General features: G+C 57.0%; 22 protein-coding genes and 1 pseudogene. 11 read left to right on the top strand and 12 right to left on the bottom strand.

Features of this window, described 5'->3' with window-relative positions; translation table 11 throughout:
* Positions 1-209 precede the first annotated feature (209 nt).
* The gene (locus tag ECTHA_RS17710) at positions 210-806 is read right to left on the bottom strand and encodes a hypothetical protein (RefSeq protein ID WP_026623440.1); all 597 of its coding nucleotides are present in this window, start codon (positions 804-806) and stop codon (positions 210-212) included.
* 471 nt (positions 807-1,277) lie between these two features.
* On the opposite strand from ECTHA_RS17710, the pseudogene ECTHA_RS20685 reads away from it, so the two are divergent.
* The 6 genes and pseudogenes from ECTHA_RS20685 to ECTHA_RS19455 all read left to right on the top strand — a co-directional run.
* Positions 1,278-1,751 (top strand): annotated as a pseudogene (locus ECTHA_RS20685) (DUF6444 domain-containing protein); the annotation flags it as partial.
* A 109-nt stretch (positions 1,752-1,860) separates the two neighbouring features.
* A complete protein-coding gene (locus ECTHA_RS20545; RefSeq protein WP_025281690.1) occupies positions 1,861-2,199 on the top strand; it encodes an IS66 family transposase in 339 nt (112 codons plus the stop codon).
* A gap of 35 nt (positions 2,200-2,234) precedes the next feature.
* Entirely contained in the window at positions 2,235-3,077 is an 843-nt protein-coding gene (locus tag ECTHA_RS17700) for a class I SAM-dependent methyltransferase (RefSeq protein ID WP_029762454.1), read from the top strand.
* A gap of 469 nt (positions 3,078-3,546) precedes the next feature.
* On the top strand, positions 3,547-4,854 hold the full coding sequence (locus tag ECTHA_RS19005; RefSeq protein WP_084306872.1) for a sugar-transfer associated ATP-grasp domain-containing protein: 1,308 nt from the start codon (positions 3,547-3,549) through the stop codon (positions 4,852-4,854).
* A gap of 118 nt (positions 4,855-4,972) precedes the next feature.
* Positions 4,973-5,791, top strand: coding sequence for a glycosyltransferase family 32 protein (locus ECTHA_RS19460; RefSeq protein WP_084306870.1), 819 nt, complete (start codon positions 4,973-4,975; stop codon positions 5,789-5,791).
* Positions 5,792-5,895: 104 nt separating this feature from the next.
* Positions 5,896-6,831 carry a glycosyltransferase family 2 protein gene (locus tag ECTHA_RS19455; protein ID WP_084306868.1) on the top strand — a complete coding sequence of 312 codons (936 nt, stop codon included), beginning with the start codon at positions 5,896-5,898 and terminating at the stop codon, positions 6,829-6,831.
* A 58-nt stretch (positions 6,832-6,889) separates the two neighbouring features.
* Here ECTHA_RS19455 and ECTHA_RS20680 read toward each other — a convergent pair whose 3' ends face one another.
* On the bottom strand, positions 6,890-7,879 hold the full coding sequence (locus tag ECTHA_RS20680) for a glycosyltransferase family 2 protein (protein ID WP_084306866.1): 990 nt from the start codon (positions 7,877-7,879) through the stop codon (positions 6,890-6,892).
* Positions 7,880-8,255: 376 nt separating this feature from the next.
* On the opposite strand from ECTHA_RS20680, the gene ECTHA_RS19900 reads away from it, so the two are divergent.
* The gene (locus ECTHA_RS19900; protein ID WP_128571936.1) at positions 8,256-9,119 is read left to right on the top strand and encodes a hypothetical protein; all 864 of its coding nucleotides are present in this window, start codon (positions 8,256-8,258) and stop codon (positions 9,117-9,119) included.
* 119 nt (positions 9,120-9,238) lie between these two features.
* On the opposite strand, the gene ECTHA_RS0108330 is transcribed toward ECTHA_RS19900, so the two are convergent.
* Both ECTHA_RS0108330 and ECTHA_RS0108325 read right to left on the bottom strand, forming a co-directional pair.
* Entirely contained in the window at positions 9,239-10,003 is a 765-nt protein-coding gene (locus tag ECTHA_RS0108330; protein ID WP_025282272.1) for a class I SAM-dependent methyltransferase, read from the bottom strand.
* Positions 10,004-10,097: 94 nt separating this feature from the next.
* Positions 10,098-11,897 (bottom strand): ABC transporter ATP-binding protein, encoded by a 1,800-nt coding sequence (locus ECTHA_RS0108325; protein ID WP_025282273.1) that lies wholly within the window; start codon positions 11,895-11,897, stop codon positions 10,098-10,100.
* Between the two features lie 227 nt (positions 11,898-12,124).
* Here ECTHA_RS0108325 and ECTHA_RS0108320 point away from each other — a divergent pair, with 227 nt between their 5' ends.
* Positions 12,125-13,120, top strand: coding sequence for a glycosyltransferase family 2 protein (locus ECTHA_RS0108320; RefSeq protein ID WP_025282274.1), 996 nt, complete (start codon positions 12,125-12,127; stop codon positions 13,118-13,120).
* A 41-nt stretch (positions 13,121-13,161) separates the two neighbouring features.
* Complete coding sequence (locus ECTHA_RS0108315; RefSeq protein WP_025282275.1) at positions 13,162-14,718, top strand: asparagine synthetase B family protein; 1,557 nt, start codon at positions 13,162-13,164, stop codon at positions 14,716-14,718.
* On the opposite strand, the gene ECTHA_RS17690 is transcribed toward ECTHA_RS0108315, so the two are convergent.
* From ECTHA_RS17690 to ECTHA_RS20035, 3 genes are all read right to left on the bottom strand, one after another.
* Complete coding sequence (locus tag ECTHA_RS17690; protein WP_128571937.1) at positions 14,669-16,243, bottom strand: hypothetical protein; 1,575 nt, start codon at positions 16,241-16,243, stop codon at positions 14,669-14,671. The genes ECTHA_RS0108315 and ECTHA_RS17690 overlap by 50 nt on opposite strands.
* Positions 16,244-16,517: 274 nt before the next feature.
* Positions 16,518-17,939 carry a putative O-glycosylation ligase, exosortase A system-associated gene (locus ECTHA_RS17685; RefSeq protein WP_084306862.1) on the bottom strand — a complete coding sequence of 474 codons (1,422 nt, stop codon included), beginning with the start codon at positions 17,937-17,939 and terminating at the stop codon, positions 16,518-16,520.
* A 74-nt stretch (positions 17,940-18,013) separates the two neighbouring features.
* Entirely contained in the window at positions 18,014-18,370 is a 357-nt protein-coding gene (locus tag ECTHA_RS20035; RefSeq protein WP_169738287.1) for a tetratricopeptide repeat protein, read from the bottom strand.
* Between the two features lie 635 nt (positions 18,371-19,005).
* On the opposite strand from ECTHA_RS20035, the gene ECTHA_RS0108295 reads away from it, so the two are divergent.
* Positions 19,006-20,076 carry a hypothetical protein gene (locus ECTHA_RS0108295; protein ID WP_128571868.1) on the top strand — a complete coding sequence of 357 codons (1,071 nt, stop codon included), beginning with the start codon at positions 19,006-19,008 and terminating at the stop codon, positions 20,074-20,076.
* Here the strand turns inward: ECTHA_RS0108295 and ECTHA_RS19895 are convergent.
* The 5 genes from ECTHA_RS19895 to ECTHA_RS0108270 all read right to left on the bottom strand — a co-directional run bounded on the left by ECTHA_RS19895 (position 20,039) and on the right by ECTHA_RS0108270 (position 23,577).
* Positions 20,039-20,755, bottom strand: a complete 717-nt coding sequence (locus tag ECTHA_RS19895; RefSeq protein ID WP_128571869.1) for a GNAT family N-acetyltransferase — start codon at positions 20,753-20,755, stop codon at positions 20,039-20,041. The two genes, ECTHA_RS0108295 and ECTHA_RS19895, sit on opposite strands and share 38 nt — an antisense overlap.
* A gap of 46 nt (positions 20,756-20,801) precedes the next feature.
* Entirely contained in the window at positions 20,802-21,668 is an 867-nt protein-coding gene (locus ECTHA_RS0108285; RefSeq protein WP_025281139.1) for a hydrolase 1, exosortase A system-associated, read from the bottom strand.
* Positions 21,665-22,480, bottom strand: a complete 816-nt coding sequence (locus ECTHA_RS0108280) for a hydrolase 2, exosortase A system-associated (protein ID WP_025281140.1) — start codon at positions 22,478-22,480, stop codon at positions 21,665-21,667. The genes ECTHA_RS0108285 and ECTHA_RS0108280 overlap by 4 nt, the downstream gene beginning before the upstream one ends.
* A 27-nt stretch (positions 22,481-22,507) precedes the next feature.
* The gene (locus tag ECTHA_RS0108275) at positions 22,508-22,762 is read right to left on the bottom strand and encodes an acyl carrier protein (RefSeq protein ID WP_025281141.1); all 255 of its coding nucleotides are present in this window, start codon (positions 22,760-22,762) and stop codon (positions 22,508-22,510) included.
* A 77-nt stretch (positions 22,763-22,839) separates the two neighbouring features.
* Positions 22,840-23,577 (bottom strand): class I SAM-dependent methyltransferase, encoded by a 738-nt coding sequence (locus ECTHA_RS0108270; protein ID WP_025281142.1) that lies wholly within the window; start codon positions 23,575-23,577, stop codon positions 22,840-22,842.
* 118 nt (positions 23,578-23,695) lie between these two features.
* On the opposite strand from ECTHA_RS0108270, the gene ECTHA_RS0108265 reads away from it, so the two are divergent.
* Positions 23,696-25,540, top strand: a complete 1,845-nt coding sequence (locus ECTHA_RS0108265; RefSeq protein ID WP_025281143.1) for an asparagine synthetase B family protein — start codon at positions 23,696-23,698, stop codon at positions 25,538-25,540.
* The last annotated feature ends 3 nt before the right edge of the window (positions 25,541-25,543 follow it).

The raw sequence follows: 25,543 nt of genomic DNA, 5'->3' as shown, positions 1-25,543 counted from the left end.
ACATGGGTGCGATGGCTGCCAGGGATCTGATGGGTGCGGGCGGCAATGGCATGGAGCTGGGTATAGAGCCCGGGCGCGCCGGGCGGCCGACGCACCAGGTCGGCGATCAGCCCGAAACGGAACAGGGCGATCTCGTGGCGCAGGTCATGAGAGGGATCGGGCATGGCAGCGTCTCCGGGGAAAACGACCCAAACGGTCGCTCCACGACGCTACGCCCCGCTGCCAGGCGGGTCAGGGCCCATTGTGTGTTGGCGCGACGGGGAGGTGGACACACCGCCACTGCAGCGGTGGGCAAAACCGAATGGCGGCGGTAACTGATCGAGCCAGGGCGCGGCAATCTCACGCAGGGCGGGGAGCAAGGGTGTCTGACCTAATGCGATCTGGCAGGCGGTCAAGGTGGGGGCGCAGTCGGTGAGCAGGTCGAGTAGCAGTCCCCTGAGGCGGTGCAAGCAATCGTCTATCGCATCCTTGCGGCGGCGTACCCAGCGCACCGCCCCTGCCTCCTCGATCTCGGGGCGCAGCATCCTGGCGGCCGCCACCAGACTGGGCGCGATCTCCGCGGTCATCACCGCCACTTCCACCGCCTGTAGCTTCCCCGACCAGCGGGCCGCCAGACAATCAGGTATCAGGGAAAACGTGCGGTGCCCCTGCGGGCAATACCAGCGGGCGATCCGTGCCCCCCGAGGCCGCTTGCGCGCATAGCTGCCGTGGCGGGCAAAGCCACAGCCCCCGGCAGGATGCAGCGGACAACACGTCAGGCTTGCTTTCAACCAGCCTTGCTGGGTAACGTATTGTTCGCCGGTCAAAGGCGTTCTCAACCGCAATAGCACACCGGCCACCGGCCCGCACGGCGGCTACCGTGGCGGGCCACTTTTATGGGTTGGCCTCAGATCATGCCCCTGTCCGCCCCGATCCGCCAGCCCGGTGAATCAATCCGGGCACTTCGCCTCACACCCGACTCACACTCTGCCACCACGCTGGCTCTATCAACGAGGAAATAATCCGCTTCAGATCAGGCGGTGATCAGCGATTTGGGGTGGGAAACAACAGGGGTTCTCCTGTGTCGTGTGCTTGGCGGCTCACAACCGGGAGTTTTCCCAATGGACTCCCTACAATGTCAAACTTCTACTGTCACCCCGGCAGAGCCGGGGGATTTCCCAAATCTGGTTAATTAACCTCTCTTACATTAACATCCCACACCGCTCGGGTACGGTAACTGTTCAGCCCACCTGCCCACAGTCTGCCCATTTTCTTTCCGATAGGCTATCCTGCTCCGTATGAAGCTCCAGCGCCCCAGTCAAGCAGAACGCGACGCCATGAGCCACGCGCAGAAGGATGCGCTGATCATGCAGTTGTTCGATGCATTGGAGACGCTCAGTGCCCGATTGGCCGCGCTGGAAAAGAAGGTCGAGAAGAGCAGCCGCAACTCCAGCAACCCCTCGTCCTCGGAGGGTCTGCGTAAGGGCCCGGCCCAGCCGCGCCAGAAGGGTCAACGATCCGGTGGTGGTCATAAGGGCCACAAGGGCGTGACCCGGCAGATGGTGAAAAACCCTGACGAGGTGATGGTTCACGCCCGGCGAGGTCATGAAGCCATGGACGAGGCCGGTATTCTGCCCCACTTTAAAGGGGTGGCTGTACCTGATCACTGGGCTCCCTACTGGCGCTACACCGGCTGTGAGCACGTGTTGTGCAACGCCCACCACCTTCGGGAACTGAACTACAGCGATGAACTCACCGCTCATCTCTGGCCGCGCCTGCTCAGGGAGTCGCTGCTGCAGGCCAATGAGGCCGTGGCGCAGGCCAAGGAACAGGGCCTGACCCACTTACCGAGGGATCAGATCGGAGCATTCCTCGAGGCCTATGACGAACACGTGGCCGAGGCTGGCTGCCAAGCCGCCCCAGGTCGCCGAGGACGGCAGTCGACGCCGCGTCAAACCGCATCCGGCCAAGAACCTGCTGCTGAGGCTGAGGGACTTCCGCGATGCCATCTGGCGTTTTGTGACCGACTGGCGAGTCCCCTTCACCAACAACCTTGCCGAGCGGATGGTCCGTCCCATCAAGGTGAAACTGAAGGTCATCGGTGGCTTCCGGGCCATGGGGGGCACCCGTGCCTTCTGCATCATCCGCTCTGTGTGGGAAACCAGCAAATTACGCGGGCAGAATCCCTTCAAAGTCCTGCGCGTGGCTGCGACAGCTTGAGCAGCTAAGATTTTTTGGCCACTGGAAAATCAAAAATGAACATCAACTTCACAGCACACAACATCCGTCTTGATGATGGAAGCTTCACGAAGCCTGAGGCTAATTTTGCCATTGACTCTGATCCAAGGCTTATAGCAGCGGGGCGTATTCTAGAGACGGCTTTTCCCGGCAAAAAGGATCACCTTCGTATAGCAGATGTTGGGTGCCTAGAGGGTGGGTATGCTGTGGAGTTTGCGCGGATGGGATTTCAAGTTTTAGGGATTGAAGTTCGGCAGAGCAACATTGACGCATGCAATTATGTCAAATCGAAGGTTAATCTGCCTAACTTAATGTTCGTTAAAAATAATGCATGGAATATTGCTGAATATGGCGAATTCGATGCGATTTTTTGCTGTGGCTTACTATATCATATAGATAACCCCAGACAGTATCTTAAACTTCTTTCCTCGGTGACAAGAAAACTGCTTATTTTAGACACGCATTTCGCTACGAGTGAAAAGGATCGACATCTTAAGTTATTCTTTCGTAAAAAAATAGGAAAGCTTTTAAAGAAAACTCTTATTTTATCTAGCAAAAACGGAAATGAGCATTTTGGATTGACTTCAATATGTAAACATGAAGATGTTCCGGGGCGCTGGTTTACTGAGTATAAAAATGAAGAAAACTTTAAAAATAGAGAAAACCTGAAATGGGCATCATGGGACAATCGAAGATCGTTTTGGCCACAGCGCGAATACCTCATTCAGATGATCAACGACGTTGGCTTTGATACTGTGATGGAGCAGTATGATAGCCTAAATCCCAACATCGCAGAAAGCATGATTTCTGGGAATTACAAGAAAATGTCGAGGGGCACCTTTATTGGTATAAAATATTAACGCGGCACTCAAAAAAATCAGGTGATTTCGTTTTTAACTTTCACGAAATCAGTGACTTATCGAAGCCAAGACGGACGCGAATGATCGCCGGGTTAATAGTAAGTATCTCGCGGCAAAGTCGGCAGGAAAAGGCCATCTCGGAGCAGGACGGCGGAGAACGTGCCGTAGCTGCACCCCCTTCGGGCCATCCGCTGAACACGTACGTCGCCACCCCCCGGGGGCGGGGGGGCGAATTGGCGGAAACCGCCACGCCAGTCATTCAGCATGCCGTGTTGGCCGAGAACATCGCCCGAAAGCCTCTGGTGTTGCACGCGAATAATAACCCGGCGACCATTCATATCCGTCGCGCCTCCGGTAAGGTGCTGATTTTGCCAAACGGAAACACGACACAAAGTGATTTTCGTGATTGCCGCGTAGATAACCTAGAAATTACGCTCCATCATCGACCCCAAAGAAGGACCTGAACATAATGACTCCAGAACACAAAAAGGTCGAAGAACTCGCCTCTATCAAATGGCAAAGGGATAGGCCGGGCCCACTGTGGATTCGCTGGCTGGCCCGCTCAAAACCCAATGGCTCGGGACTGAAACGCTGGCAAACGTGGATTTGGTGGACCCGAAGGCAAAGCAGTCGGGCTAAATTAGGTGCCTTAATTATATGCGTGCGCGGCATCATTGAGGCGCCCTATGAAGCTTGGGGCGGGCTTCGTCGCTTTGGCAACAAGACAAAGCTTGTATATGGCATCCCGCTCATTACTCAATATCGACAACTCCTGATGTTACGTTGGCGGTCCGGAATACGACCTGACCAATATTACAAGTTTCACCTCTTCAGACCCGATCGCCTCGACCTCGCGCAGGACTTCCTCAAAGATATCGGCCCGATGCTTCAGGTAATACATCGCCATGCCCCTAGAACCCAGGATGCGCAAATCTTCTCAAATAAGGGAGCGTTCGAGCATTGGTGTGCGGAGAACAACATACCCACGGTCACGAATATCCTAAAAATTAACGAGGGAAAGATCATATCGGGCACCGCCGGCGCCCTCCCGCCCTCGGACCTTTTTATCAAACCCGCAAACTGGATTCAGGGGCGAGGCGCCTCCCTTTGGCGTTACGATCAAGAATCGACGGAGCAGTATTACAACGGCAACTCAGGCTCTGTGCTAACTCCTGAAGAACTGGAGGAATTTGCATGTCAAACCTCGCTCGAATCCGGGCGCCCTTACATAGTGCAAAAAGTACTCACAAACCACTCCGGCTTGCGCAAATTGACGAATGGCTGTCTGGCAACTGTCCGATTCATGACTGTGCGCGGCTCAAACACGTCAGCACAACCATTGATGGCGGCGCTACGCATGCCAACGGGTGGTGCGGTTGTCGACAACTTTGATCGCGGTGGAATCGCTGCCCCGATCGATTTAGCCACCGGTGTTTGTGGGCCTGGCATTCAAAAGAAGGGCGCGCTTCCTCCCGACGTTTTGGACACTCACCCAGACACTGGATCCACTATTTCCGGATTCCACCTTCCTTATTGGGCCGAGTGCCGGGCACTCACCTGCCGCGCCCACAACCTTATAGAAGCTCCAGTCCCGGTCATCGGGTGGGACGTGGGCATCCTAGATGATGGACCCATCCTCATCGAAGCAAATCACTTACCCTGCGATAACCTTGCTCAAATGCCAGGTGGCTTCCCCCTTGGCAAAAGCCTCTTCGCAGAAGTCGTACATGACCGCCTACGGAGCTCCTTTATTTCCGAGACTGGCCGGGGTGCCTGACTCAGAGGTTGGCTTAAGTAGACATCATCCATTGATCGATCTATATGTGAATCCTCAAATGAATAGAGTTTCATTCGGAACGCCGGCCCCATACATATGACGCTGAGCCTATATTGATATGCGCATAAGCATCAACCATCAGACATTTGCTGAAGCAGTGCCGCGACTGATTCACCAGACATATTCCACATTGCCACTACCAAGTGAGCTTGCTAAAAATACGCACCATCTAAGACAACTCAACCCTGGGTGGAAGCATCTTCTCTGGGACGACGCAAAGATCGCCAGCTTCATCTTCGAACATTATGGCCAGCAGATACTGGAAATCTTCAATCGAATTAATCCTGACTATGGGGCAGCCCGCGCGGATTTATTCAGGTATCTTTTACTCTATCGACTTGGCGGCGTGTACCTCGACATAAAAAGCGCCGCTGACTTACCTCTCGACAACGTCATAAGACCAGATGACACCTTCATATTATCACAGTGGCGCAACGGAGTTGGCGAGGCATATGAGGGCTGGGGGATACACGAGGATTTGAGAGATATTCCACGCGGAGAATATCAGCAATGGCACATCATTGCCGGCCCGGGACATCCATTTTTGCGCGCGGTTATAGAGCGCGTCCTATATAATCTAAAAAATTACCGCTACGATAAGGCCGGTTCTGGGCGAATTGGGGTTTTACGTTTAACAGGACCAATTGCCTATACGAAGGCCATTCACCCACTCATCTCCGCTCATCCGCACAGGATCGTCACCGATCAATCAGAGTTAGGTTTTCGCTATAGCATCTTTGAACGTGATGGGCGTCAATACCATCACCAAGCGTTCAAGAGGCACTACGCCGCCATGACCACTCCAATTGTGAAACGCCCCTTCCCGCACAATCTTATCAACCACATACTCTACAAAGCTCGCAGCTATAGTCGATAACCATAACCTTTCATGAATGATCATTCCTCGGTGCACCTAGCAATGGAACAGTGAGTTGCACCACAAAGAACGACTCATTACTAAAGGAGGCCACAGCAAAGATTATGCTGACTCTGCTCTTATCAACATACAATCGCAGCGATGTGCTCGCAAAGACTTTAGACTCATTTACTGAACTCGCCCCACCCGAAGATGGCTGGAAAGTAGTGATTGTCGACAACCGGAGTGACGATAACACAAGGGAAGTTGCTTTGTCATTTCAAGACCGCTTGCCGCTTAGCTACATTTATGAAGCCAAACCAGGAAAAAGCGCTGCACTCAATCGGGGCCTTGCAGAGCGTGAAGGCAATCTCGTTGTGATCACTGACGATGATGTTATTGCCCGAAAGGATTGGCTCACGAGCCTGGAGGCTGCGGCCAATTCTAATCCGAGCTACCACCTTTTCGGAGGCCGAATCATGCCACGCTGGGAAGCCAAACCCTGCGATTGGTTGGCTGAAGCAGTGTCCATGCAGGGCAATTTCGCCCTAACAGACCCCGATTGGTCAGATGGCCCCATCATGGCATCCTGTATTTTTGGGCCTAACATGGCATGTAAAAGCGATGTGTTCGACAAAGGACTTCGTTTTGATGAACTCATTGCGACGGACGGCACGACGACATTCCCCATGGGAGATGAAACAGACTTTCTAGTGCGTGCGGAGAGGGAGGGCTTCAAAGCTTGGTTCGTACACGACGCCGTTGTGGAACACATGATTCCCGCGTCAAACATAAAACCCAACTGGCTCATTCTTCGTGCATTTCGCCAAGGACGCGGGAAGGTGGTCGTATTTCAAAAGACGGCTTTAGCGCATCTCCCAAAATTATTTGGCAGCCCCCGCTTTCTTTGGCGTGCCCTACTAGGGGACAGCTTAAGAGTTTTCTTGGCTTACTTGCAACTTAGTCGCCCAAAAATCCTAAAAGCGCGCTGCACATTGAATTATCGATGGGGACAGATATATCAACATCGCATATTTTCTCGAAGAAACCATGACGGATAGAGTTTTTGAGTTAGCCTTACGGAGCACATATCCCACGCTTACACCAATGCCTTCACAGTCAACACGAACGCCTCAGCCGAGAGAATCGCCAAAAGAGACCCATCACAGCGTTAGTTGACAACCTTAAAACAAGGATAAGGCGCTTCAGTGTTTGCTTAGGTGCCAACGGCAGCCAAATCCGGTACTCAGTAACTAATATCCGCAGACCAAGGCTTGGGCAATTAGCGCTAAGACTGCGCGATGCAATGGAGTAAGCTCGCCGAGAAAGCAGCGCGAGTGCACGATCTTTCAGCTCTTCGGCCGGCTCCTTTAATATCAATCTTTTTTGCCACTGATTAACATGCCATTCAGACTGTAGCGTTCCTGCGGTGCAAGAGCCAGTTATACTGCTTGCTGTTTTCCCAATACGATAAACCCCACCACATTCATCGTCTCTTTCAACCCTCCTTATACATTGCATCACCCTCGTAGAGTATTCAATGTCGTGAGCTTCCAGGAGCTCTTCGTTAAATGGTCCAACCCTTACCAAGATATTCCTTCGATATATCGGTGAAAATATACAAAGATTGCCAGACACCACACTGGATAGCAGTGATACACCACCCAGAGGAGGGCCGCTCATCGGGATAATGCGCCGACCGTTATCAACCACCCATTTAGAAAAAACCAGATCAATAGTGGCATCGGACTTATAGAGCCTTACCGCATTCGAAATTTTATTCCGACATAACACATCATCCGAATCTAAAAGCTGTATAAAATCACCAGCCGAACATCTCAGCCCATGATTCCGAGCCGCCTGACACCCCTCGTTGGACTTTGGGATATATTTTACTTTAAACAACCCATCATTAGCTACCTGCTCTGAAAACGTCGCGACAATATCTTTAGTTGGATCCGTCGAACCATCGTCCACAATAATAAGCTCTATGGGTCGGTAAGTCTGCCCATAAACGCTATTCATAGCATCAGTGAGGACGGATGCGCGATTATAGGTAGGAACAATCACACTCACCAGATCTTTTTGGCATTCAGGCGACAACCACATAAACTTTACCCTTCTAAGCTAGCATTAGAATTGCGACACTTGAATTCACACGCACGAGCATCATTTTAACCGCCGTAAAGGCCAGCATAGTTACTTCGAGGCACTACTGCGTGACGCCATTACTTTCGCAGCGGGTCAGGCAGTCGACTAGTGTTCCGGCTGCCTGCCAGGTGCACACGGGTGGGATGCCCTTTCCCCAAGGACAGGTTATAATGCCGTTGTTTGAGGAGCTGCAGAGTGCACCCAAGCAGAGTTCGAAACTCAGGCGCGGGATTGCCATAAACGTTCAGTATCAGGGTCTTCATCGTTTCAGCCACGGAGTTGTGATTTGGAAAAGGTTTGGCGTATACGACACAAGGGACGGCTTGGCAACCGCATGTTCCAATACATGATCGCTACCGTTATTGCGAAGCGGGTTCCAGGACTTCGAATTTGCGGACTCGACATTCCTGAATGGGGAATTGTCGATGACCCCGAGAGTGCAGGCCTTTTCAAACAGGAGTTTGCCAAGACTGCCCACGTGAGCGGACACAAACTCGATATTGGCCGCGTGGTAGATGCACTTGAAAGAGGGGATGTTGATTGCGTGGATCACGAAGGGTGGGCTTGCAGAGTCGAGTATTATGGTGGACCTGAGCAGTTCCGCGACCTGTTCCCAACACCCAGCCATCTTGAGGGGATCGGTGTTTCTGAAAATAAGCTGCTTGTTAACGTGCGTGCTGCCGAAATCGCTTCCGGCGCACACCCGGACTACATCCCGACACCGACCGCTCTTATCGATCACGTCATTGAAAACACCGGGCTTACGCCAGTGTTTATGGGACAACTGGGTGATGACTGGTATACACACACATTGCGAAAACGATTTTCCGATTGTGAGTTCATACCATCAAGGAATCCAATCCATGACTTCGAAACCATCCGTCAGACGAAGCATGTACTGGTACCGGTGAGCACGTTCAGCTGGTTAGCATGCTGGCTATCGGAGAGATGTACCGACATACACATGCCCCTCCTTGGGATGTTCAACCCCATGCAAAGACCTGATGTTAACTTGGCGCCTCGGCATGATAAACGATACACGTTTTATGGATTTCCCACGGTATATTGGCAGGGAGAGAAGGGAAAGTTGGACTCGCTTAGCTTCGCAAAGGCGGCAGCGGGCTCTATATTGTTTCGGCAGTATGTGGGCCAGTTAATTGCTGGAACGCCTGGCCTGCGACGGATACTGATGCGATAGCCGAGCCCCCACAGAATACTCGACGCGAAACATCATTTCCCACCAACAAATTCGTCACGCCCCTCTTCCCCTCTTCGGCCTAGCATCCTAAGGCAGGCCGAGATTTCGATCAAGCTTCTCTAGGGGTCCAGTTGCTTCACAAGCTTAACCGCACCCTTTTCTGCTCGCAGCACATTCTTCGTGTAACCAGGATATTCCTCAAGCCACCTTTCGATAATCCTCAACTCATCTTTTCGGCTAGCGTCATCCAGATACACCCTACCGCCCTGCTTGAGATACTTATCCAGTTCAGGAAGTGCGGGATACCTCGCTTCCTGAGCCGTGGTAGCGGGAGGGCCATCCACCACAAGCATATCGGCGGAGGACAATTCCACTGAGGTGGCAAGGTCACTCAAATCATACCACGGCTGCCCTGCAACCACATTTTCGACCAGTGGGGAATGAATCACTGTAGCCCACGACTCCAGACCCTGGTCTTCGAGTTGCTCACGAGTTTCTTCTGCGTACCGGGCATCATGCTCCAAGCTGAACACATGACCCGCGCCATTCAACTGGCAGCAACGGGCTAGAACGGTTGTCGAGGCGCCTGAACTGCACTCCAATATTATTGACGGCTTGCTTCGCAAGGCATCTTGCGTCAAATGAAGGAGAAAATCAGGTGAAGAAGCCCACCCCCGCAAGAGAGGCAAAGGTGACTGGGGACGAATAAGACTGTTGAGGTCGTTGTAAGCCTGAAGCTGATGAAAGAGCCCCTTGACTTCATGCCCCGCCGACATTAGCTGGAATGTAGCAAGGTGAATCCGAGTCACCTTATGGAGAAGCAACACCTGGCCTACGGCGATACCGAGTACCAGTGCGAGCATGATGAGTAGAATTAAAGCCATGAAGGGAGTATCCAATTGTGACGTGCCGACGAGCTACCTTGACATACTTTTAACCGGGCCGATCTACCACTCCGAGCGCCGAGAAAAGATAACCTTATATCCCTGCTGAGAGCCGCTTAAACTGACCGCTTGAACGGCTCAGAGTCTCCCAGTCTCCCTCCTCGACCAGGCTACCGCCTTGCATCACGAAGATCCAGTCACAGGGCCGGACGGTGGTAAGTCGGTGGGCCACGAGGACAATGGTCTTATGGCCACTCAGGTTGTGAATGGCTTCCATGACTGCTCGCTCCGTGGCGTTGTCCAGAGCACTGGTAGCTTCATCAAAGAAAAGCACGTCCGGATCGCGGTACAACGCGCGCGCAATGCCAATCCGTTGGCGCTGCCCACCAGACAATCGAACACCGCGCTCACCAATGATCGTATCATACGATTCTGGCAGCTCCTGCGTGACGAACTCATTTAGATTGGCAAGCTTAGCTGCCTTGATAACCGCGTCTCGGTCGATTTCGGACTCCGTGAGGCCCAGTGCGATGTTAGCAGCAACACTCTGATCTGCCAGAAAAATATGTTGGGGCACATAACCCACGGCAGCCTGCCAACGGCGCACGTTCGAGTGGTCTACCTTGGTGTCGTCGATCCTGATACAGCCGGAATCGGGTCTCAGCAAGCCCAGCAGCAGATCGACCAAGGTGCTTTTACCGGCCCCAGAGGAGCCCACAATACCCACGGTTGTTCGGGCGGGTATATCCAGTGAGAGCCCCTGCAAAGAGGGCTCGCCACTACCGGGGTAAGTGAAACATACATCCTCGACCCGAATGGTTTCACTGGGTACCAGGCGTTCTCCGTGCGGGATGACCTTGGTGAAAGATTGAGACCCTTCTCGGTCACCCAAATCCAGCAACACCTCTTCTACTGCCGCCATGTTAAAGCGGATATTCGCTACAGCAGCGAAAATCTTCTGGAAGGCTGGAATGAGCTGGCGGCCCGCGAGACCATATAAGCCAATCAGGGGTAGCGCTTGGCTCAACCCCCCCTCCCCAGCCATCAAGACCAGCACTAGCAAAAGCACACCACCAAAGGCCACCGCCTCGATTGCAAACAAAGGCAATTGGTTCAGCAATGCCGCATTGGCCTGGTGTCGGGCGAAACGCTTCGAGGGCAAGCGGTAACGTTCCAGATAGGCTTGCTCTCGACCCAGAAGACGAATCTCCTTGGCGCCAGCGAAGGCCTCAGCTGCCGCAGTAAATCGCTCACGGTTAGCCACCACGCGCTCACGGCCCACTCTCTGCAACCAAGCGCGTGCAGCGAAGTAAATGATGCCATATACCGTACCCAGAACTATCGCCACGGATACGGCCAGAAAAGGGTGTACTATAATCAATAGCGAAATAATCGCCACAGCCAGTAGAAAATGACTGAGTAGACGCATCGCAGGCATCATGGCGCCGCTCACCACCTGCGAAGTTTCGTTCAGAATGGTCTTGGAAAGATCACCTGAGTTACGGGTCAGAAAGAAGCTGAATGGACGACGCAAATAGTCAGCCATAAGGCGACGCGACAGCTCGTACTGCTGCATGTGGGAAAATCTGTTGATAGCCCAAAATGTCAGCGCCTGAAGGGCGGTGCCCGATACGAAAACTGCGAAGGAAATAATGCCCAAGAAATAAAGGAAACTACGATCGCTATCAAATTCCAGGACTGTATAAGCGGTGTTCAGCCATTCGTTGGATTGGATGGCGCCTGGGTCGGACAGCACCGAGAGAAAGGGCATGATGGATGCCACACCTGCAGTCTGCATAAAGGCGGTCAAGACCATGAGGGCCGCGAGCAGTAATACCTTGGGGCGGTCGCGCGGCTCCAGCAAGGCATTTAGTTTCTTTACAACATGTAACATTCAGTGACCTGGTCGAATCGTGGTCGCGGCCATATGCAGAGGATGCTGCCACCCCCTGCAGGCGCGATGGAGTGGTTACTTTGACGCGTGCGGGACGCCAGTATAGCCGACAACCGACCCTGGAAACACGACCGCACAGGGAAGGGGCGACAGCTTACCCAGTTTACGTTAGCATTCGGGATACCCGAGGGCGCAGTATCGACTGCCCACATCGCAAAGGCAAGGACATGACACCCCGACCGTCCCAGATCGCGATCATCATCCCCTATTTTCAGCGCGAAGCCGGCCTGCTCAGGCAGTGCGTCGGCTCAATCCTGGCGCAACCGGGAAACATCGATTTCCACATCGTTGTAGTGGATGATGGCTCGCCTGTCCCGGCCGCCTCGGAGCTGGAGCCGCTTCAGGCTCAAGCAAAAACCCAACTTCAGGTGGTCTTGCAGACCAATGCAGGGCCAGGGGCGGCGCGCAATACCGGGCTTGACCACGTACCGGAAGGCACGCGGTTCGTCACCTTCATGGACTCGGATGACCAATGGACAGGCCCCTTCCTTGATGATGCGGTACACGCATTGGAGCAGGGCTCTGACTTGTTCATAGGCAACAGCACCAGAGCCGGGCAGGAAGCAACACGGTTCGAATGGGGTGCAGATAAGCACCTGAACCTCAAACCGGGCGACCACCGTGTCGTTGACGTGGAGCGCGACATCCACCTTTTCCAGGGTGATTTCTTCGACATGCTGGTGCGTCGCTCCAATCTGATAGGCCCCACGACCTTCGCTTACCGTTTTGAGCGTTTCCCCCATGTGCGATTTGATCCCAGCATCTACAATGGGCAGGATCGCCTGTTCAAGCTCACGCTGGGGCAAGACCTGAAAACCGTTGCCTTTTCACCCAAAGTCTACGCCTTCGAGGGGGAAGGGGTGAACATCTTCGACAAATCACAATGGGGGTCTGAGGGTTCGGTAAGGCTCTCAGCCAGCTATATCCGCCTATCCCGCACGATACTCAGTTCCATTCGCCTGAACCCGGCGCAACGCGCCTTCGTAGAGGGGCAACTGGCCGAAGCAAGATATGCCTTGGTGGCCAATGTACTTCACCTGCTCAAACGAAGGACGCGCGTGGACTGGAGTCTCGTGGTCGCCGCCTTCAAGGAGGACCCTAAGTCCGTCGCACTGCTTCCCTCGCACTTATGGCACATCCTGCTGAAGCGGAGCCAGACCTGACTCCCCCTGCCCTATGAGAATACCTTCAAGGAAAGCCACCCATGCACAACATCACACTGGAAAACTTGTCAGCCCATGAGCGCCCCTGGTTTTCCGCCTGCTTGCGCGGTGGGGAGGTCAGTGTCGGGGGCACACCCTCCTGCCAACTGGGTCACCGTCTGGAAAACGCCAGCGGGGCAGCTCCGGACGGCGTCTTCGTGGATTGGCATTGGGACGGCAACACGCTGACGGTGCGCAATGACCGGTATGGCATTTATCCCCTGTTTTACGTTTGTCACGGGGGAGAAATCCGCATCTCCCCCAGCATCTTGCACGTGCTGCGAGGAAACTTCCCCAAAACGCTTAACGAGCCAGGACTGGCCGTCTTTTTCCGCCTGGGATTTTTCATCAAGGACGACACTCCGTTCGAGCACGTCCACGCGCTGCCACCTGGCAGCGAGCTACGTTGGCAAAACGGGCAATTGAACCTGCGGAGGGGGCCAAGGGACGTCCCCATGCCAACCAATCCGGCCAATTCGTTCGACGAGGCAGTGGAGGAGTATGCGGCCCTGTTCCGCCAGGCCATTGAGCGCAGGGCACCCAGGGGTTCGGAGTTCACAGTGCCCATCAGCGGGGGGCGGGATTCCAGGCATATCCTCTTTGAACTCCTCCGGCAAGGCCACAAGCCAGACCTGACCGTGACGGTACGATCCCGACCACCCTCCCCGAACGAGGACATCCGGGTCGCCCGCATCCTCACCCAGGAACTCGATCTCCGGCACGAGGAGATCGATCGGCCACCCTCCTATTTCAAGGCTAACCTCAAAGACATCGAACTCACCCACTTCTGCGGCAGCGGCCACACCTGGCTGCTGCCGGTTGCGGCCTACCTCAAAGGCAGAACACACACTCTCTACGACGGATTGGCTGGTAGCGTCATCTCCGGCGGATTTCAGGTAAACCAGGATAAACTGGCTTTGGTAAAAGCCGGAAACACTCGCGAACTGGCCACCTACTTGCTGCGCGAGAATGGACTCGAGTCTTTCCTGAAAGCCAACTTACGCCCGCAGATAATCAAAAACATGAGTGAGGGCCTGGCCATTGAGCAACTGGCCCAAGAACTGGACACTCACATGGATGCGCGACATCCGCTGGTTTCCTACATTTTCTGGAATCGGACCCGGCGCGGTATCAGCCTTATTCCATTCTCGATTCTCAGCCACGTGGACCGCGTGTTCTGCCCCTACCTTGATCACGATGTATTCAACTTCCTGATGAATCTGGATGCCGAACATTCCCTTGGCAACGCCTTGCATGACGAGACCATCCGCAGGACGTATCCCCAGTATGCCCACCTACCCTTCGAGAACCACGAAGCCCCAAGGGATCGGGGCAGGGAATACAGCGCCTATTACCGTCGATCGGTAAGGGAGTTCTTGGGTTATTTCCTGCGCCATCCCTCTATGCTACGCTCGGAATTTATCCGTTCAGAGCGGGTGTTGCTCATGCTGATGCGAGACCTGCTCAAGCCCCACTGCGAGGGTTCCTGGTACCTGCGGCCCAGCCTGTTCACTCTGGAACTGGAACGAGCTGCCATGCAAGCTTCAAACCTTGACTGAGACTGCCATTGGCAGGCACCACCATCTCGGAGAGACAATACCCCCGCGCCCCCGGCAACGCCGCCGCTTGGTCAGCGACCTGCCACCCCCCGGCAGGCATGCCTTTCCCTGAGGAGGCGTCGCCAAGACTCCACTGCGCCTGCCGAAAACTGGGAAGAGGCTGATCCAGGGTGGCATGACCGCAGGGGTTAAGGAGGGTGACCGGCTCGCGCAGCTGGCTCTCAAGGGTCATCTCAACCTGGATTTCAGGATGGTTGACGCACACTCGAATCTGCATCTGGGCAACGATACCCTTCAAAGGGCAACGCCGTAAGGCCGCTCCTCGGCCCAATGCGCCGCTGAGCAGGCGCCAGTCCAGAGCCGCAATCAGCTTGCTCCCCACGCTCTTGGGCTGAGGTCGAACCAGGGGTATTGGGTGGCCTTGGAGCATCAGCAACGCCTTCCCTTGGCGGTCCTGCAGTTCCACAAACGTCCAGTGATTCAGGGCATGTAACGACCCATTGACCTTAAGGATCGGCGTCCAACCCGCCAGCGCCGGCTGTTGGTACAAGTCATCGACAAGCACTCGCGTGGGTGGGGGGCACAATGGCCTACCCTGCCAGGTGAGGTGGAAGGGAAGGCCGCCCCCGTAACGCATCTCGGCCTCGTGGCTGCTAAAGGATTGAGGGGGCTGCCCACGGGAAGACCAAAGAGCCAGCGTGCCCGAGTCACGCCCCATTCGCACCAGACCGGCGCGGTCATCCACGATGTGGCAGGCCTTGGTGTATGTGTGCCACTCCAACGAAACCGGCGCAGGCTGCCGTTTTACCCTGTACCGGGCCCAACTCAGGATCGCCGCAGCCCAGGCATTGTAGACAGACAGGTGCATGTAGTTATCCCACCCATGACCAGACGGCGTCAGCTCCAGAAAACCATCTTCCCGTTGCTGTTCTTGCCAGCGCCGCATCAACCCGGCCAGGAGTTGCTTCGGAACATCATTGTCGTCGCCCCCCCTTAGGATAAGACTGGCGGCCAGGCAAGCATCACCGAAAAGAGCGTGAGTGCTGCGCCCGAATCCTCCCACATGGCCCTGGCCATCCCAGAGGTGCAGGGCCCACTGCAGCATGCGATCTGCCTGCAGAGCAAGGGAGTCATCGCCAGTGTGTACCGCCACCAAACGAGTCAGGAACAAAGCCTTGTGATGATAGGCCAACGGGGTGGCCACACCCTTGTGTTCCTGGGGTCTGCACGGGTAGTCAACAAAGCCCCCATCCTGGGTCAGCCACTGCCGCAAGGCATTTGCAAACCTGGCTTGTTGGCGATGTGACGCTTGGCCTACTTGCGACTCCATCACCCGGCAAGCATGAGCCAGCAGTGTCCAGTTATTGGAAGGGTAACGATTACCGAGGTGGCAACGATTGCTCGCCCGCGCCACGAGCTCCTGCTCAACCGTTGGCGCCTCCGCGTCGCGTAGCACCTCGGCCAGCAAGCTCAGCAGGAAACGGTTGAAAGGCTGATGACCCAGCGCTTTATCGGGCACAGCCATCCACGCATTGAGTGGCTCCAGCCAACGCCGGTCCCCGGGCTCCTCCTGCAGGCGCAACGCCAGGGCCGCAGCCACCTGCCCGTAGTGGTCAGTCGGGGTCGGTGCGTGATCAAGAGGGTCCCATAGGCCGCTGTCCGGACGAAGGTGCTTCCGCAGGGCCATAACCAGAGTATCGATAGTGTCTGCCAGCAAGGCTTCAATGTCTGGGGGTGGTATAGATGCCACCCCCTCGCCCGCATCATGCAGGTGCTCAAATGACTTGCAGTCCCCCATATCAAACCCGATTCGTGGGGGGCGCCGCGCGCTCTGATTTAGCGACAAAATCAGGGAAACGAGGCCCACCTACTGCCGGATTGCCAATAGATGAGGCCTGTTCGGCCTGCGGGGCCTCGTCAGGCGACGGTGCCTCTTCCAACTCGCGTCGCATGATGATGGCGAGGGCAATAAAGGCAAAGATCAGGTTGAAATAGGCCACATCCAGGAAGGCACCGGCCACAAGCAGCCCCCAGAACCCGACCATGATGGCCCAGGCGTACTCCGACAGCCAGATCTGCCCTGTTCGTCGTCGGGCCTCCCGGCGTATGCGGTTCAGGGTCAGCAACGTAAAGCCAATCAAGAGCGCGTAGACGCCCAATCCCACGAACCCGTGCTGCCCCAGCAATTGGAAGTACATGCTGTGAGGAGAAAGCACATGCGTCCAAGGTCCTTCAAAATTCGCATAACTCACCCACCAATCGTAACCCATACGCCCACTTCTGAAACCCATACCTGTCAGAGGCCTTTCCATCGCCATATTCCAGTTCACACCCCAGGCTTGAATGCGCATCATGGAGGATCGATCCTCCTCATAGGTCTCGATGGTCTGCCAGCGCTCCATCAGGCGATCGGGGACAGTCACACCTACGACAACCACCAGCAAGACAGCGATGGATACCATCACTGTCTTGTAACGCATGTGCAGGAAAAGTAATGGTGCAACGGCTACAAGACCCAGCAGCGCACCGCGCGAATAGGTCGCGAGAATGGCTATCGCCGTCAGCCAGAAGACACCATAAAACCCCCAGCCAATGGGAATGGAGAAACGCTGCACCATCGGCAAACCATACGCTTCCCAGTTGATCCACTTACGCTGAAACATCCGCGCCGTCGCGAGGATCAGCGGCAGGATCATGATCATCGCCAGACCGATATAGGTATTACCGGACAGGAACCCAGGCGGCCCCAGCACCATGTAACTGCCGCCGGTTGTGAGCGTAAAGATGCCCCCCTTGAGCCCATAAAAGCCCAGGGAGCATGTGATCACCAGAAGCAGCAGCACGATGCGCCGCTCGCTATAGATCAGAACGGGAGTAATGAAGGTGATCAGCAGGATCTTCGCAACATTGGTCCACTGATCCCAAGCCCCGCTGGGATTTACGGCAAAATAGCTGGTCATGGCCGTGAAGGCCACGAACACGAACATCATGACCATCTCGCGCGTAAACGGCATGGGGCGCCGATCCTTGCTGAGCGCGAGCGCCGCCAACGTGGCCCCACCCATGACCGCAGCGATCGGGAAGTCACGCATGAAGGTCCAGGCCAGCCCATGGGGCACCATCAACCCCACCCAGAACCAGGCCAGGATCCCTATCCAGGGGCGCCAAAAGATGACCGGGACGAGGCCAACCATAATGGCGAAAAGCAGCAAGTCACGCATGGGAAAGGGCCACCAGGGTTTTCCCTGAACGATTAGGCAAATGGAGAGCCCTGGAACGCATATTACGGGCTACGTCAGTCGTCAAGAGAGTAGCCAGCTCGCTCCAGCATATTGCGCAGCCCGGGCAATGGATACCCCATGGCATACGCCTCCTTGGCATGCCCATAGGCAGCGTCATGCTCTCCATAGCGGAATAGCAGCAACCCCACGTTATACCGGACTTCAGGATTCTCCGGGGAGAGTTCTGCAGCTCGCTTTAGATGCGTTCTAGCCTCGGCGCGGTTGCCAAGCCGATGATAATGGACACCCTCTATCAGTGAGACCATCCCATCGTTGGCATTGCGTAGACGTGCCCAGTGAAACCGACACTCAATCGGCCACCGTGCGCTCCTGGGCTGCGAGGTGCCTTCGCGGTTAACCAGGCGACTCATCGCATCTAATCCAGCATGGTGGTTGGGAAAAACGTTCAGCACGAACTCGATATCCTGCGCCAAATAGCCAGTGCTTCCACTTCTCAGACTGCGAACGTCGTCTGTGAAATGAACCCTCTCCACGACCTCGAGACGGCCTCCATTCCTAGGATCCAGGTAATCGAGGTTGACGCCCGGCGGCGGCCCGCACGCGCCAGCACTGAACACCGGCAGGGCAAGCGTTGAGGATACAATCCCCAAGAACAAACTGAAAAGCCATTTATACATCGCTACGACACCCCCTAATCCACATCTTCAAGCCACCCCTTCCTTGCATCGTAACCCAAGCTCAAAGGACTTGCAGCCTGTATGGGGTCGAGGGTAGTTTTTTGGCGGCTTGCCCGCATAGGGAGCGCCGCTTCATGGTTTCGGCACGTTCGCACTCGCAACCATTTGTCCTTTATCCTCGAAGGGAAAAGTCATCCCGATACAGGTACACAGCCATGCCCGACCACCCTACGCCATCTGCCCCTGCGACTGCCGTCGTGGCCGGCCTTTGCGCCCACGGCCTTGCGGTAGTCCGCAGCCTCGGTCGGGCGGGCGTGCCTGTGGTAGCGCTGGAGGCCAGACGCGAGCTACCGGGCTACCGCACCCGAGTGGCCAAGGTCATACATACGCCGGACATCAATGGTATCGGGCTGATTGACGCGCTTCAAACATTGCGCAACCAGCTTCCGGCAACACCAGAACCGGTGCTGTTCCTCACCAACGACAACATGGTACGAGTGGTTGCGCGGCACTGGGAAGATATCGACGGCCTTTACAGGCTAAGCTGGGGGCATTGCCGGGATTCAATACTCTCCTTGCTGGACAAGGCCAGCCTTGAAGCCCACTGCCGGGAAAATGACCTGCCCTACCCCCGCACCTGGACCTTTCACAGCCAGGACAATCCTCACCATGTCAGTTTGAATAACCTCGAGGCACAGGGTCTCACCTTTCCCCTGATCGTGAAACCCACCCAACCGCTTTCCGGATTCAAGGTGCGGCTGGTTCGCAGTCGGAACGAGCTTGTGGAATTGGTCAATTCCTATCCCAACGCGCTACCATTTCTGTTACAGCACTGGATTCAAGGAGGAGATCGCCGCATCTTGTTTGTAGCTTTATACTTGGACCAAGGCCGTATCCTGGCGCGTTTTACGGGGCGCAAATTGGCCTCGCAACCACCAGCCATGGGACAGACAACCGTCGCTGAGTCTTACCAACACGAGCGCATGGAAGCGCTTGCCGAGGAGTTTTTCAAGCCATTGCGGCTATCCGGCCCGGTGTCGCTGGAGGCCAAGCTGGATGATCACGGGAACCCCTGGATCATAGAGCCCACCCTGGGACGCACAGACTACTGGCTGGATTGCTGCACCGCCAATGGGGTCAATCTGCCATGGGTGGAGTACCAGTCGCAGTGCGGCCTGCCTGGTACAACTCCAAGGCAGACAGCAGGAACGATCTGGTTTGACACGGAGAGCAGCCCGGCAAGTTACCTGCGTTTGCGTTGGCTGGGGGGCGAAACGGCAACTGCCCGCTGGAATGCCAGATTCGCCTACTGGGACCGAAGAGATCCGGCGCCGAGCGTCTGGGCCATGTGGCGGTTCCTGAAGTGGTTTATATCGCGCGCCTGGGCAAAAGCCATTCAGGTTATCCGACGGGGCCGTCCCCTAAGGGCCCAACCTTGATGTGCGGACCCGGGGTTCCGGGTCGAGAGACATACCACCTTGGGGTCTGCGAGCCAACGCTCACCTCTAGCCCTCCAAAAACCATGAAAATCCGCGAACCCACCACGTGGGCACCCAAGTGCCGGTGAGCACTCAGCGAGGCCGGATTGAAGGCCGATATACGGCTACAGGTATGAGTGAAACCCCGCTCACGCAATCGCCTCCCAGCCTCTTGCCAGAGTTTTGCAAAGCTTGCGCTCAACCGCTGTGACGGGCAGATAAAGACATCGAAATCCCAGACCGCGCGTCCCTCGGGCTGAGGCAGGAACAGGCAGCGCACCTCGTCTTCCTCGTACGCTCCCCCCTGCCACCAGAGATACCCCACCAAATCGCCGTGTTTGAGCAAGGCCAGACAGTGGGCGCCCTGTTGAAACCGTCGACGCATGGATTGCGGGTTGCGCCCCATGGCCTCCAGTAATGGATCGCCCTCTTCAACTTCCCTGACATGAAGTGCCGCGCCGCGATACGGCGGTATGTGGGGCATGTCGTTCAACGGCTGCACCAATAAATGATATTTGATGATTTGGGCGCGACCACCGCTCAGGCGCCCAACCAGTTCGGACAGCAGGAACCACACGCCGTCGCACCAACCCAATTGGCGCAACGTGAAAAACAAGTGGGTATTCCAGGCATATCTCAAGGTGAAACACCCTCAACATCAGAGCCTGCCCCAGAAGCGCGAGACATCACTCGCTGAACCACTCCAGGGTCCAGCGGGAGACCTGCCCCCTCCATTCCTTTCTGGAAAAGGTGTGATTGGCCTGGGCCAATTCTTGTACCGTCACACGCGATTCGTCCAGCAATCCCGCCCAAGTGGGTGATCCCGCCGCCACATCACGAAACTCCGCTGCCGTCAGGTCATCCCCGCTAAGAATCAGCAGGATGCGCCCCTCGAAGCGCTGCCAGCCACTCGCCATGCGCTCAGGCAGCCCCCCTTGAAGCACCGCATTTCGCGACGATGGCCCGTTGCTCGTGCCCGAGCGTTCAGGGGGTCGCGCCACGGTGCGACGCACGAGATCGGCGAGCGAACAAAGGGAACCAAGCGGATCGAATCGCCCACTGAGCACACCGGACCAAAAGTCGCGACTGAACGCACGTTTCACGTAATAGTGCTTGAGATAGGTCTTGGCAAGGCTTTGTTCGGTGCGCACCCAGGGGTTGAGCAGCACAAGGCCGGCCACTCGGGGGTCGCGCCAAGCATACATGAGGGCGGCCGAGGCGGCGTCGCACAGGCCCCAGATGACCACGCGCTCCAGATGGGGCATCCGGGATTGAAAGGCGTCGATTGCTGCCTCGATATCCTTATCGATATGCTCGAAGTCTCGCTGATCACCTCCGGCGTCGCCCATGCCCCGGTAATCAAAACGCATCACCGGGATACCCTGGGCGGAAAGATCCCGAGCCAGCAACAGGAATTGCCGGTGACTCCCCACCCGGTACTGGGGGCCACCCACGACGATCAAGACCCCGGTACGAGCCTCCTCCGCACCCGGGTGGATAATCCCCACCAGGGGCGCCTCGTCCACATGAAAGAGGAAGGCATCGGGGCTCATCGCGTGATGACCTCTTGGACGCGCCGGGTGGTGGCCTCGATCAATTCCGGCACTTCGCGGATCTCCTGCGTGGTCCAGAAGGGCTCGCCCATCAGCACTTCGGCATGCACGGCCATCCCGGACGCCGTCCAGGCCTGGATCTGACGCTGGGCAGCCGGTGAAAGCGGTGCATCGGCGGTGCCCGACACCTCGAACCAAGCCACCTCACCCGAGGGAGGGGGCTGCAGTGTGGCTGCTGAAAGACCCGCCACCCACTCCGGATGCAGGGCATAGCCCGCCACTTCCAGTGTCTCGCCGTTTTTCAGGCGTTCGCGCAAGCCCTTGGTGGTCTCGCCCTGGGTGCCTGACATCATGCCCGAGGCCAGGCGCAGGCGCAGGATCTGGTTCAGGTGGATATCCCCCTGGGTCACCGGTTGCCAGAGGATCGTCAGGGCAGGCGTGCATGGATGGGAGGACAGCAGGTCACTGATGAGCAGGCAGCCTGCCCTCAGGCCCCACAGGATGAGAGGTTGATGCGCGTCGTGGGGCAGTGCCTGCAAGCCGGCGTGCAGGTCTTCCAGCCACACCGCCCAGCGCGCTTCCTCGAAATCCCCGTCACTGTCGCCGCAGCCGTACAGGTCCGGCTGGAGCACCACCCAGCCTTGGGCGGCTAGTTGCCTCGCCTGAAGGGCGGCCATGCGTCGGGATTTGTTGTGTTCTTCCATGAGGGGATGAACGTATAAAACGGTGCCACGTACGGCGACACCTTCAGGTGGCCGATGCACCACCTGAAAGAGTGCACCTTGCCGGCCCTGGATAAAGCCCACATCCATGCGCGTGTTGGACAAATCCTGGGTCAATCAGGCCCCCGCCAGTTTGGCATCCACGAAATCCGTGAGTGAGCCCAGCGTCTCGAAGGTCTCCGCGCTGATTTCATCATCATCCACCATGATGCCGAACTGCTCCTCCAGGGTGGTGATCACGGTCACCACCGCCATGGAGTCCAGTTCCGGGATGTTCCCCAGCAACGGTGTGGAGGCATCGAACGAAGCCGCCCGCCCGTTCAGGCCCAGGACGGCGTCCAGGACGCCTTTGATCTGTTCCATGCTCGACATCGTGTTCCCCATGTCATTGGTTCGTTCAGGCTCCGTCGGGCGTTACCCCAGAAGATGGCCTGATGGTTATTGTTGGATCATGAATGCTCGCCCTTCCTGGCAGACACCAGAAAGGCATGACTGAACAGCCCCCCGAGCCAGGGCAGACGCTGCAGCAATTCATGCACGACCCCGGACTCCACCCACGGCTGAAACCGACTCAACCGCCCCGGCAGGATGGGAATCCAGTACACCCGGACCTGCTCGGCACCCACCTGCTCCAGGAGCGCCGCCAGCGCCCTGGGGTCATCGTAACGCAGGTTGAGCGGTCGGCGGCGCAGCCTGGCCAACAGGCGCTTGATCAGGGTGGTGAGGCAGCCCCGGTTGAGGGCGTCGATCCAGACCTGCCCCCCTGGCCGGGTGGCGGCCACCAGTTCAGTGACGGCCTGTTCGGGCCCCGAGAGTGCCTGCATGACGCCAAAGCACATGACGCCATCCATGGTGCCTGGCTTCAGGGGCAACCGGGTGGCGTCGGCCACCATCCACTCGATGGCGGCCTCGCTGCGCAACCGGGCCTTTTGCACCGAGGGAAGGGAGTAATCCGCCCCCAGGGGCGCCACGCCCTGCTCCGCCAGGTAACGGGTGTAGCTGCCAGCACCGCAGCCCACATCGAGCCATTGAGCGCCAGGTTCGTCCCCCGGCCACACCCTTTGAAAATGCCGCAGACGAGTCTCCAGGCCCGTATCGGTCCAGCCGGCAATGCCGGCATCGTCATCGAATAGACGCCCCCTTTCGGTAAAACGCCTGCGCCAGACTTCTTCGAATTGGGATCTCATGGCAAGCCAGTTGATCGGGCCGGATGCCCCAGGGGCATGGATGTTTTATGATGGCCCATTGAGTGATTACGTTCAGGCCACGAAGTATATAACCCAATCCCCACAGGCGAACAGGCATATGTCAGGACTCTGCGGTTGGTTTATCACGGATGGAAAGGGGTTGAGCCAGGTTGATGCCGGGTGTGCCGGGGCCTTGCCGGGCCTGCCCGGCGGTGACTCCGAAACCCTGACGACCCGGGGTGGCGCCTGCAACACGCGGGATGGGTGGGTGGCCGGAGGGTCCGGGGGCGTGATCGTCGCGCTGGCCGGGCATCCCCGATGGCGTGACCCTCATCTGGCCGCTCTGGCCCGGGACCACAGCCCAGCGGCTGCCCTGCTGGAAGCCTATCGGCGGCACGAACGCGGCGCCTTCGAGCGCGTGGGCGGGGACTTCTCGGCCTGCGTTCTGGACCCGGACAATCGCCGCCTGCTGGTGGGCATTGATCGCATCGGCCAGTTCCCCATGTTTTTCGCCCGCATCCCGGGCGGCGTGGCCTTTGGAACATCGGCGGCGAGCGTGCTGGCGCATCCGGGCATGGAGCGACGGGTCACCTCCAGCGGCCTGTTTCACTACCTCTTCTTTCACATGCTGCCGGCCCCGATGAGCCTGTATAAGGGGCTGGAAAAACTCCAGGGCGGGCAGTGCCTGATCCTTGAGGGCGATGAGCCGCCCCGGGTGAAGGCTTACTGGCAGCCTGCGTTCCAGGAACCGGACGGGGCCGATGCCGCCACCCTCGGCCAGGAGATGCGCGAGCACCTGGAGGCTTCGGTCACGCGGTTGAGTGAAGAACCCCATACCGGGGCCTTTCTCAGCGGCGGGCTGGACAGTTCCACCGTCAGCGGCTGCCTGGCCCGATTGCGGCCCGGCGAGGCCGATACCTTCAGCATCGGCTTTGATGCCCCGGGCTATGACGAGATGGAATACGCCCGCACGGCGTCGCGCCACTTCAATACCCGCGCCCACGAATACTACGTCACGCCCGAGGATGTGGTGGAGGCCGTGCCTTTGATCGCTGCCGCCTACGATGAACCCTTTGGTAACTCCTCGGCCCTGCCCGCCTATTTTTGTGCGCGCATGGCCGCCGATGCCGGCATCAAGCGCATGCTGGCCGGGGATGGCGGTGATGAACTCTTTGCCGGCAACGCCCGTTATGTGAAGCAGGATGTGTTCGAACTCTGGGGGCGTTTGCCCATGCCATTGCGCCGCTCCCTGCTGGAGCCCCTGTTCACCCGTCTGCCCCGTGGCGTGCCGCTGCTGGGCAAGGCCCGTAGTTATGTGGAGCAGGCACGCATCCCCCTGCCCGATCGGCTGCAAACGTACAACCACCTGCACCGGCTGAGCCTGGCTGACATGTTTGAACCGGACTTTCTGGGGCAGGTGGACCAGGACGCCCCGTGGTCACTGATGCGGGACATCTACCAGCGCCCCGCCGAGGCCTCCACCCTGAACCGCATGATGTATCTGGACTGGCAGCAAACCCTGGCGGACAACGATCTGCGCAAGGTAACCCGCATGTGCCAGATGGCGGGGGTGGATGTGGTGTTTCCGATGCTGGATGAAGATCTGGTGGCGTTCTCCTGCCGGGTGCCCTCTGAGATGAAGGCCTCGAAGGGGCGACTGCGGCACTTCTACAAGGAGGCCACCACCGGCTTTCTGCCCGATGAGATCATCCACAAGAAGAAACACGGTTTTGGTTTGCCGTTCGGGGTGTGGATGCAGGATCATCCGCCGCTCAGGGAGATGGCCTACGACGGGCTGCTGCGCTTCAAGGGGCGGGAGATCATGAAGCCGGGCTTTGTGGATGAACTCATCCGCCTGCACCAGCAGGAGCATGCGGCCTACTATGGGGAGATGGTGTGGATCCTGATGATGCTGGATCTTTGGATGGAGTCCCACCAAATCAAGGGCCAGCGTGCCTCCTGAAAA

The organism is Ectothiorhodospira haloalkaliphila ATCC 51935, from assembly GCF_000633935.1.
GTDB classification, from domain to species: Bacteria; Pseudomonadota; Gammaproteobacteria; order Ectothiorhodospirales; family Ectothiorhodospiraceae; genus Ectothiorhodospira; species Ectothiorhodospira haloalkaliphila.
Note: the sequence above shows the minus strand (reverse complement) of the source record. Positions and strands in the feature narration are given on the sequence as shown.

Coding starts and splice junctions, on each gene's coding strand:
- ECTHA_RS20545 (WP_025281690.1), top strand. CDS start 1,861: ATGACGAACACGTGGCCGAGGCTGGCTGCCAAGCCGCCCCAGGTCGCC.
- ECTHA_RS17700 (WP_029762454.1), top strand. CDS start 2,235: ATGAACATCAACTTCACAGCACACAACATCCGTCTTGATGATGGAAGC.
- ECTHA_RS19005 (WP_084306872.1), top strand. CDS start 3,547: ATGACTCCAGAACACAAAAAGGTCGAAGAACTCGCCTCTATCAAATGG.
- ECTHA_RS19460 (WP_084306870.1), top strand. CDS start 4,973: ATGCGCATAAGCATCAACCATCAGACATTTGCTGAAGCAGTGCCGCGA.
- ECTHA_RS19455 (WP_084306868.1), top strand. CDS start 5,896: ATGCTGACTCTGCTCTTATCAACATACAATCGCAGCGATGTGCTCGCA.
- ECTHA_RS20680 (WP_084306866.1), bottom strand. CDS start 7,879: ATGTGGTTGTCGCCTGAATGCCAAAAAGATCTGGTGAGTGTGATTGTT.
- ECTHA_RS19900 (WP_128571936.1), top strand. CDS start 8,256: ATGTTCCAATACATGATCGCTACCGTTATTGCGAAGCGGGTTCCAGGA.
- ECTHA_RS0108330 (WP_025282272.1), bottom strand. CDS start 10,003: ATGGCTTTAATTCTACTCATCATGCTCGCACTGGTACTCGGTATCGCC.
- ECTHA_RS0108325 (WP_025282273.1), bottom strand. CDS start 11,897: ATGTTACATGTTGTAAAGAAACTAAATGCCTTGCTGGAGCCGCGCGAC.
- ECTHA_RS0108320 (WP_025282274.1), top strand. CDS start 12,125: ATGACACCCCGACCGTCCCAGATCGCGATCATCATCCCCTATTTTCAG.
- ECTHA_RS0108315 (WP_025282275.1), top strand. CDS start 13,162: ATGCACAACATCACACTGGAAAACTTGTCAGCCCATGAGCGCCCCTGG.
- ECTHA_RS17690 (WP_128571937.1), bottom strand. CDS start 16,243: ATGGCTGTGCCCGATAAAGCGCTGGGTCATCAGCCTTTCAACCGTTTC.
- ECTHA_RS17685 (WP_084306862.1), bottom strand. CDS start 17,939: ATGCGTGACTTGCTGCTTTTCGCCATTATGGTTGGCCTCGTCCCGGTC.
- ECTHA_RS20035 (WP_169738287.1), bottom strand. CDS start 18,370: ATGAGTCGCCTGGTTAACCGCGAAGGCACCTCGCAGCCCAGGAGCGCA.
- ECTHA_RS0108285 (WP_025281139.1), bottom strand. CDS start 21,668: ATGAGCCCCGATGCCTTCCTCTTTCATGTGGACGAGGCGCCCCTGGTG.
- ECTHA_RS0108280 (WP_025281140.1), bottom strand. CDS start 22,480: ATGGATGTGGGCTTTATCCAGGGCCGGCAAGGTGCACTCTTTCAGGTG.
- ECTHA_RS0108275 (WP_025281141.1), bottom strand. CDS start 22,762: ATGTCGAGCATGGAACAGATCAAAGGCGTCCTGGACGCCGTCCTGGGC.
- ECTHA_RS0108270 (WP_025281142.1), bottom strand. CDS start 23,577: ATGAGATCCCAATTCGAAGAAGTCTGGCGCAGGCGTTTTACCGAAAGG.
- ECTHA_RS0108265 (WP_025281143.1), top strand. CDS start 23,696: ATGTCAGGACTCTGCGGTTGGTTTATCACGGATGGAAAGGGGTTGAGC.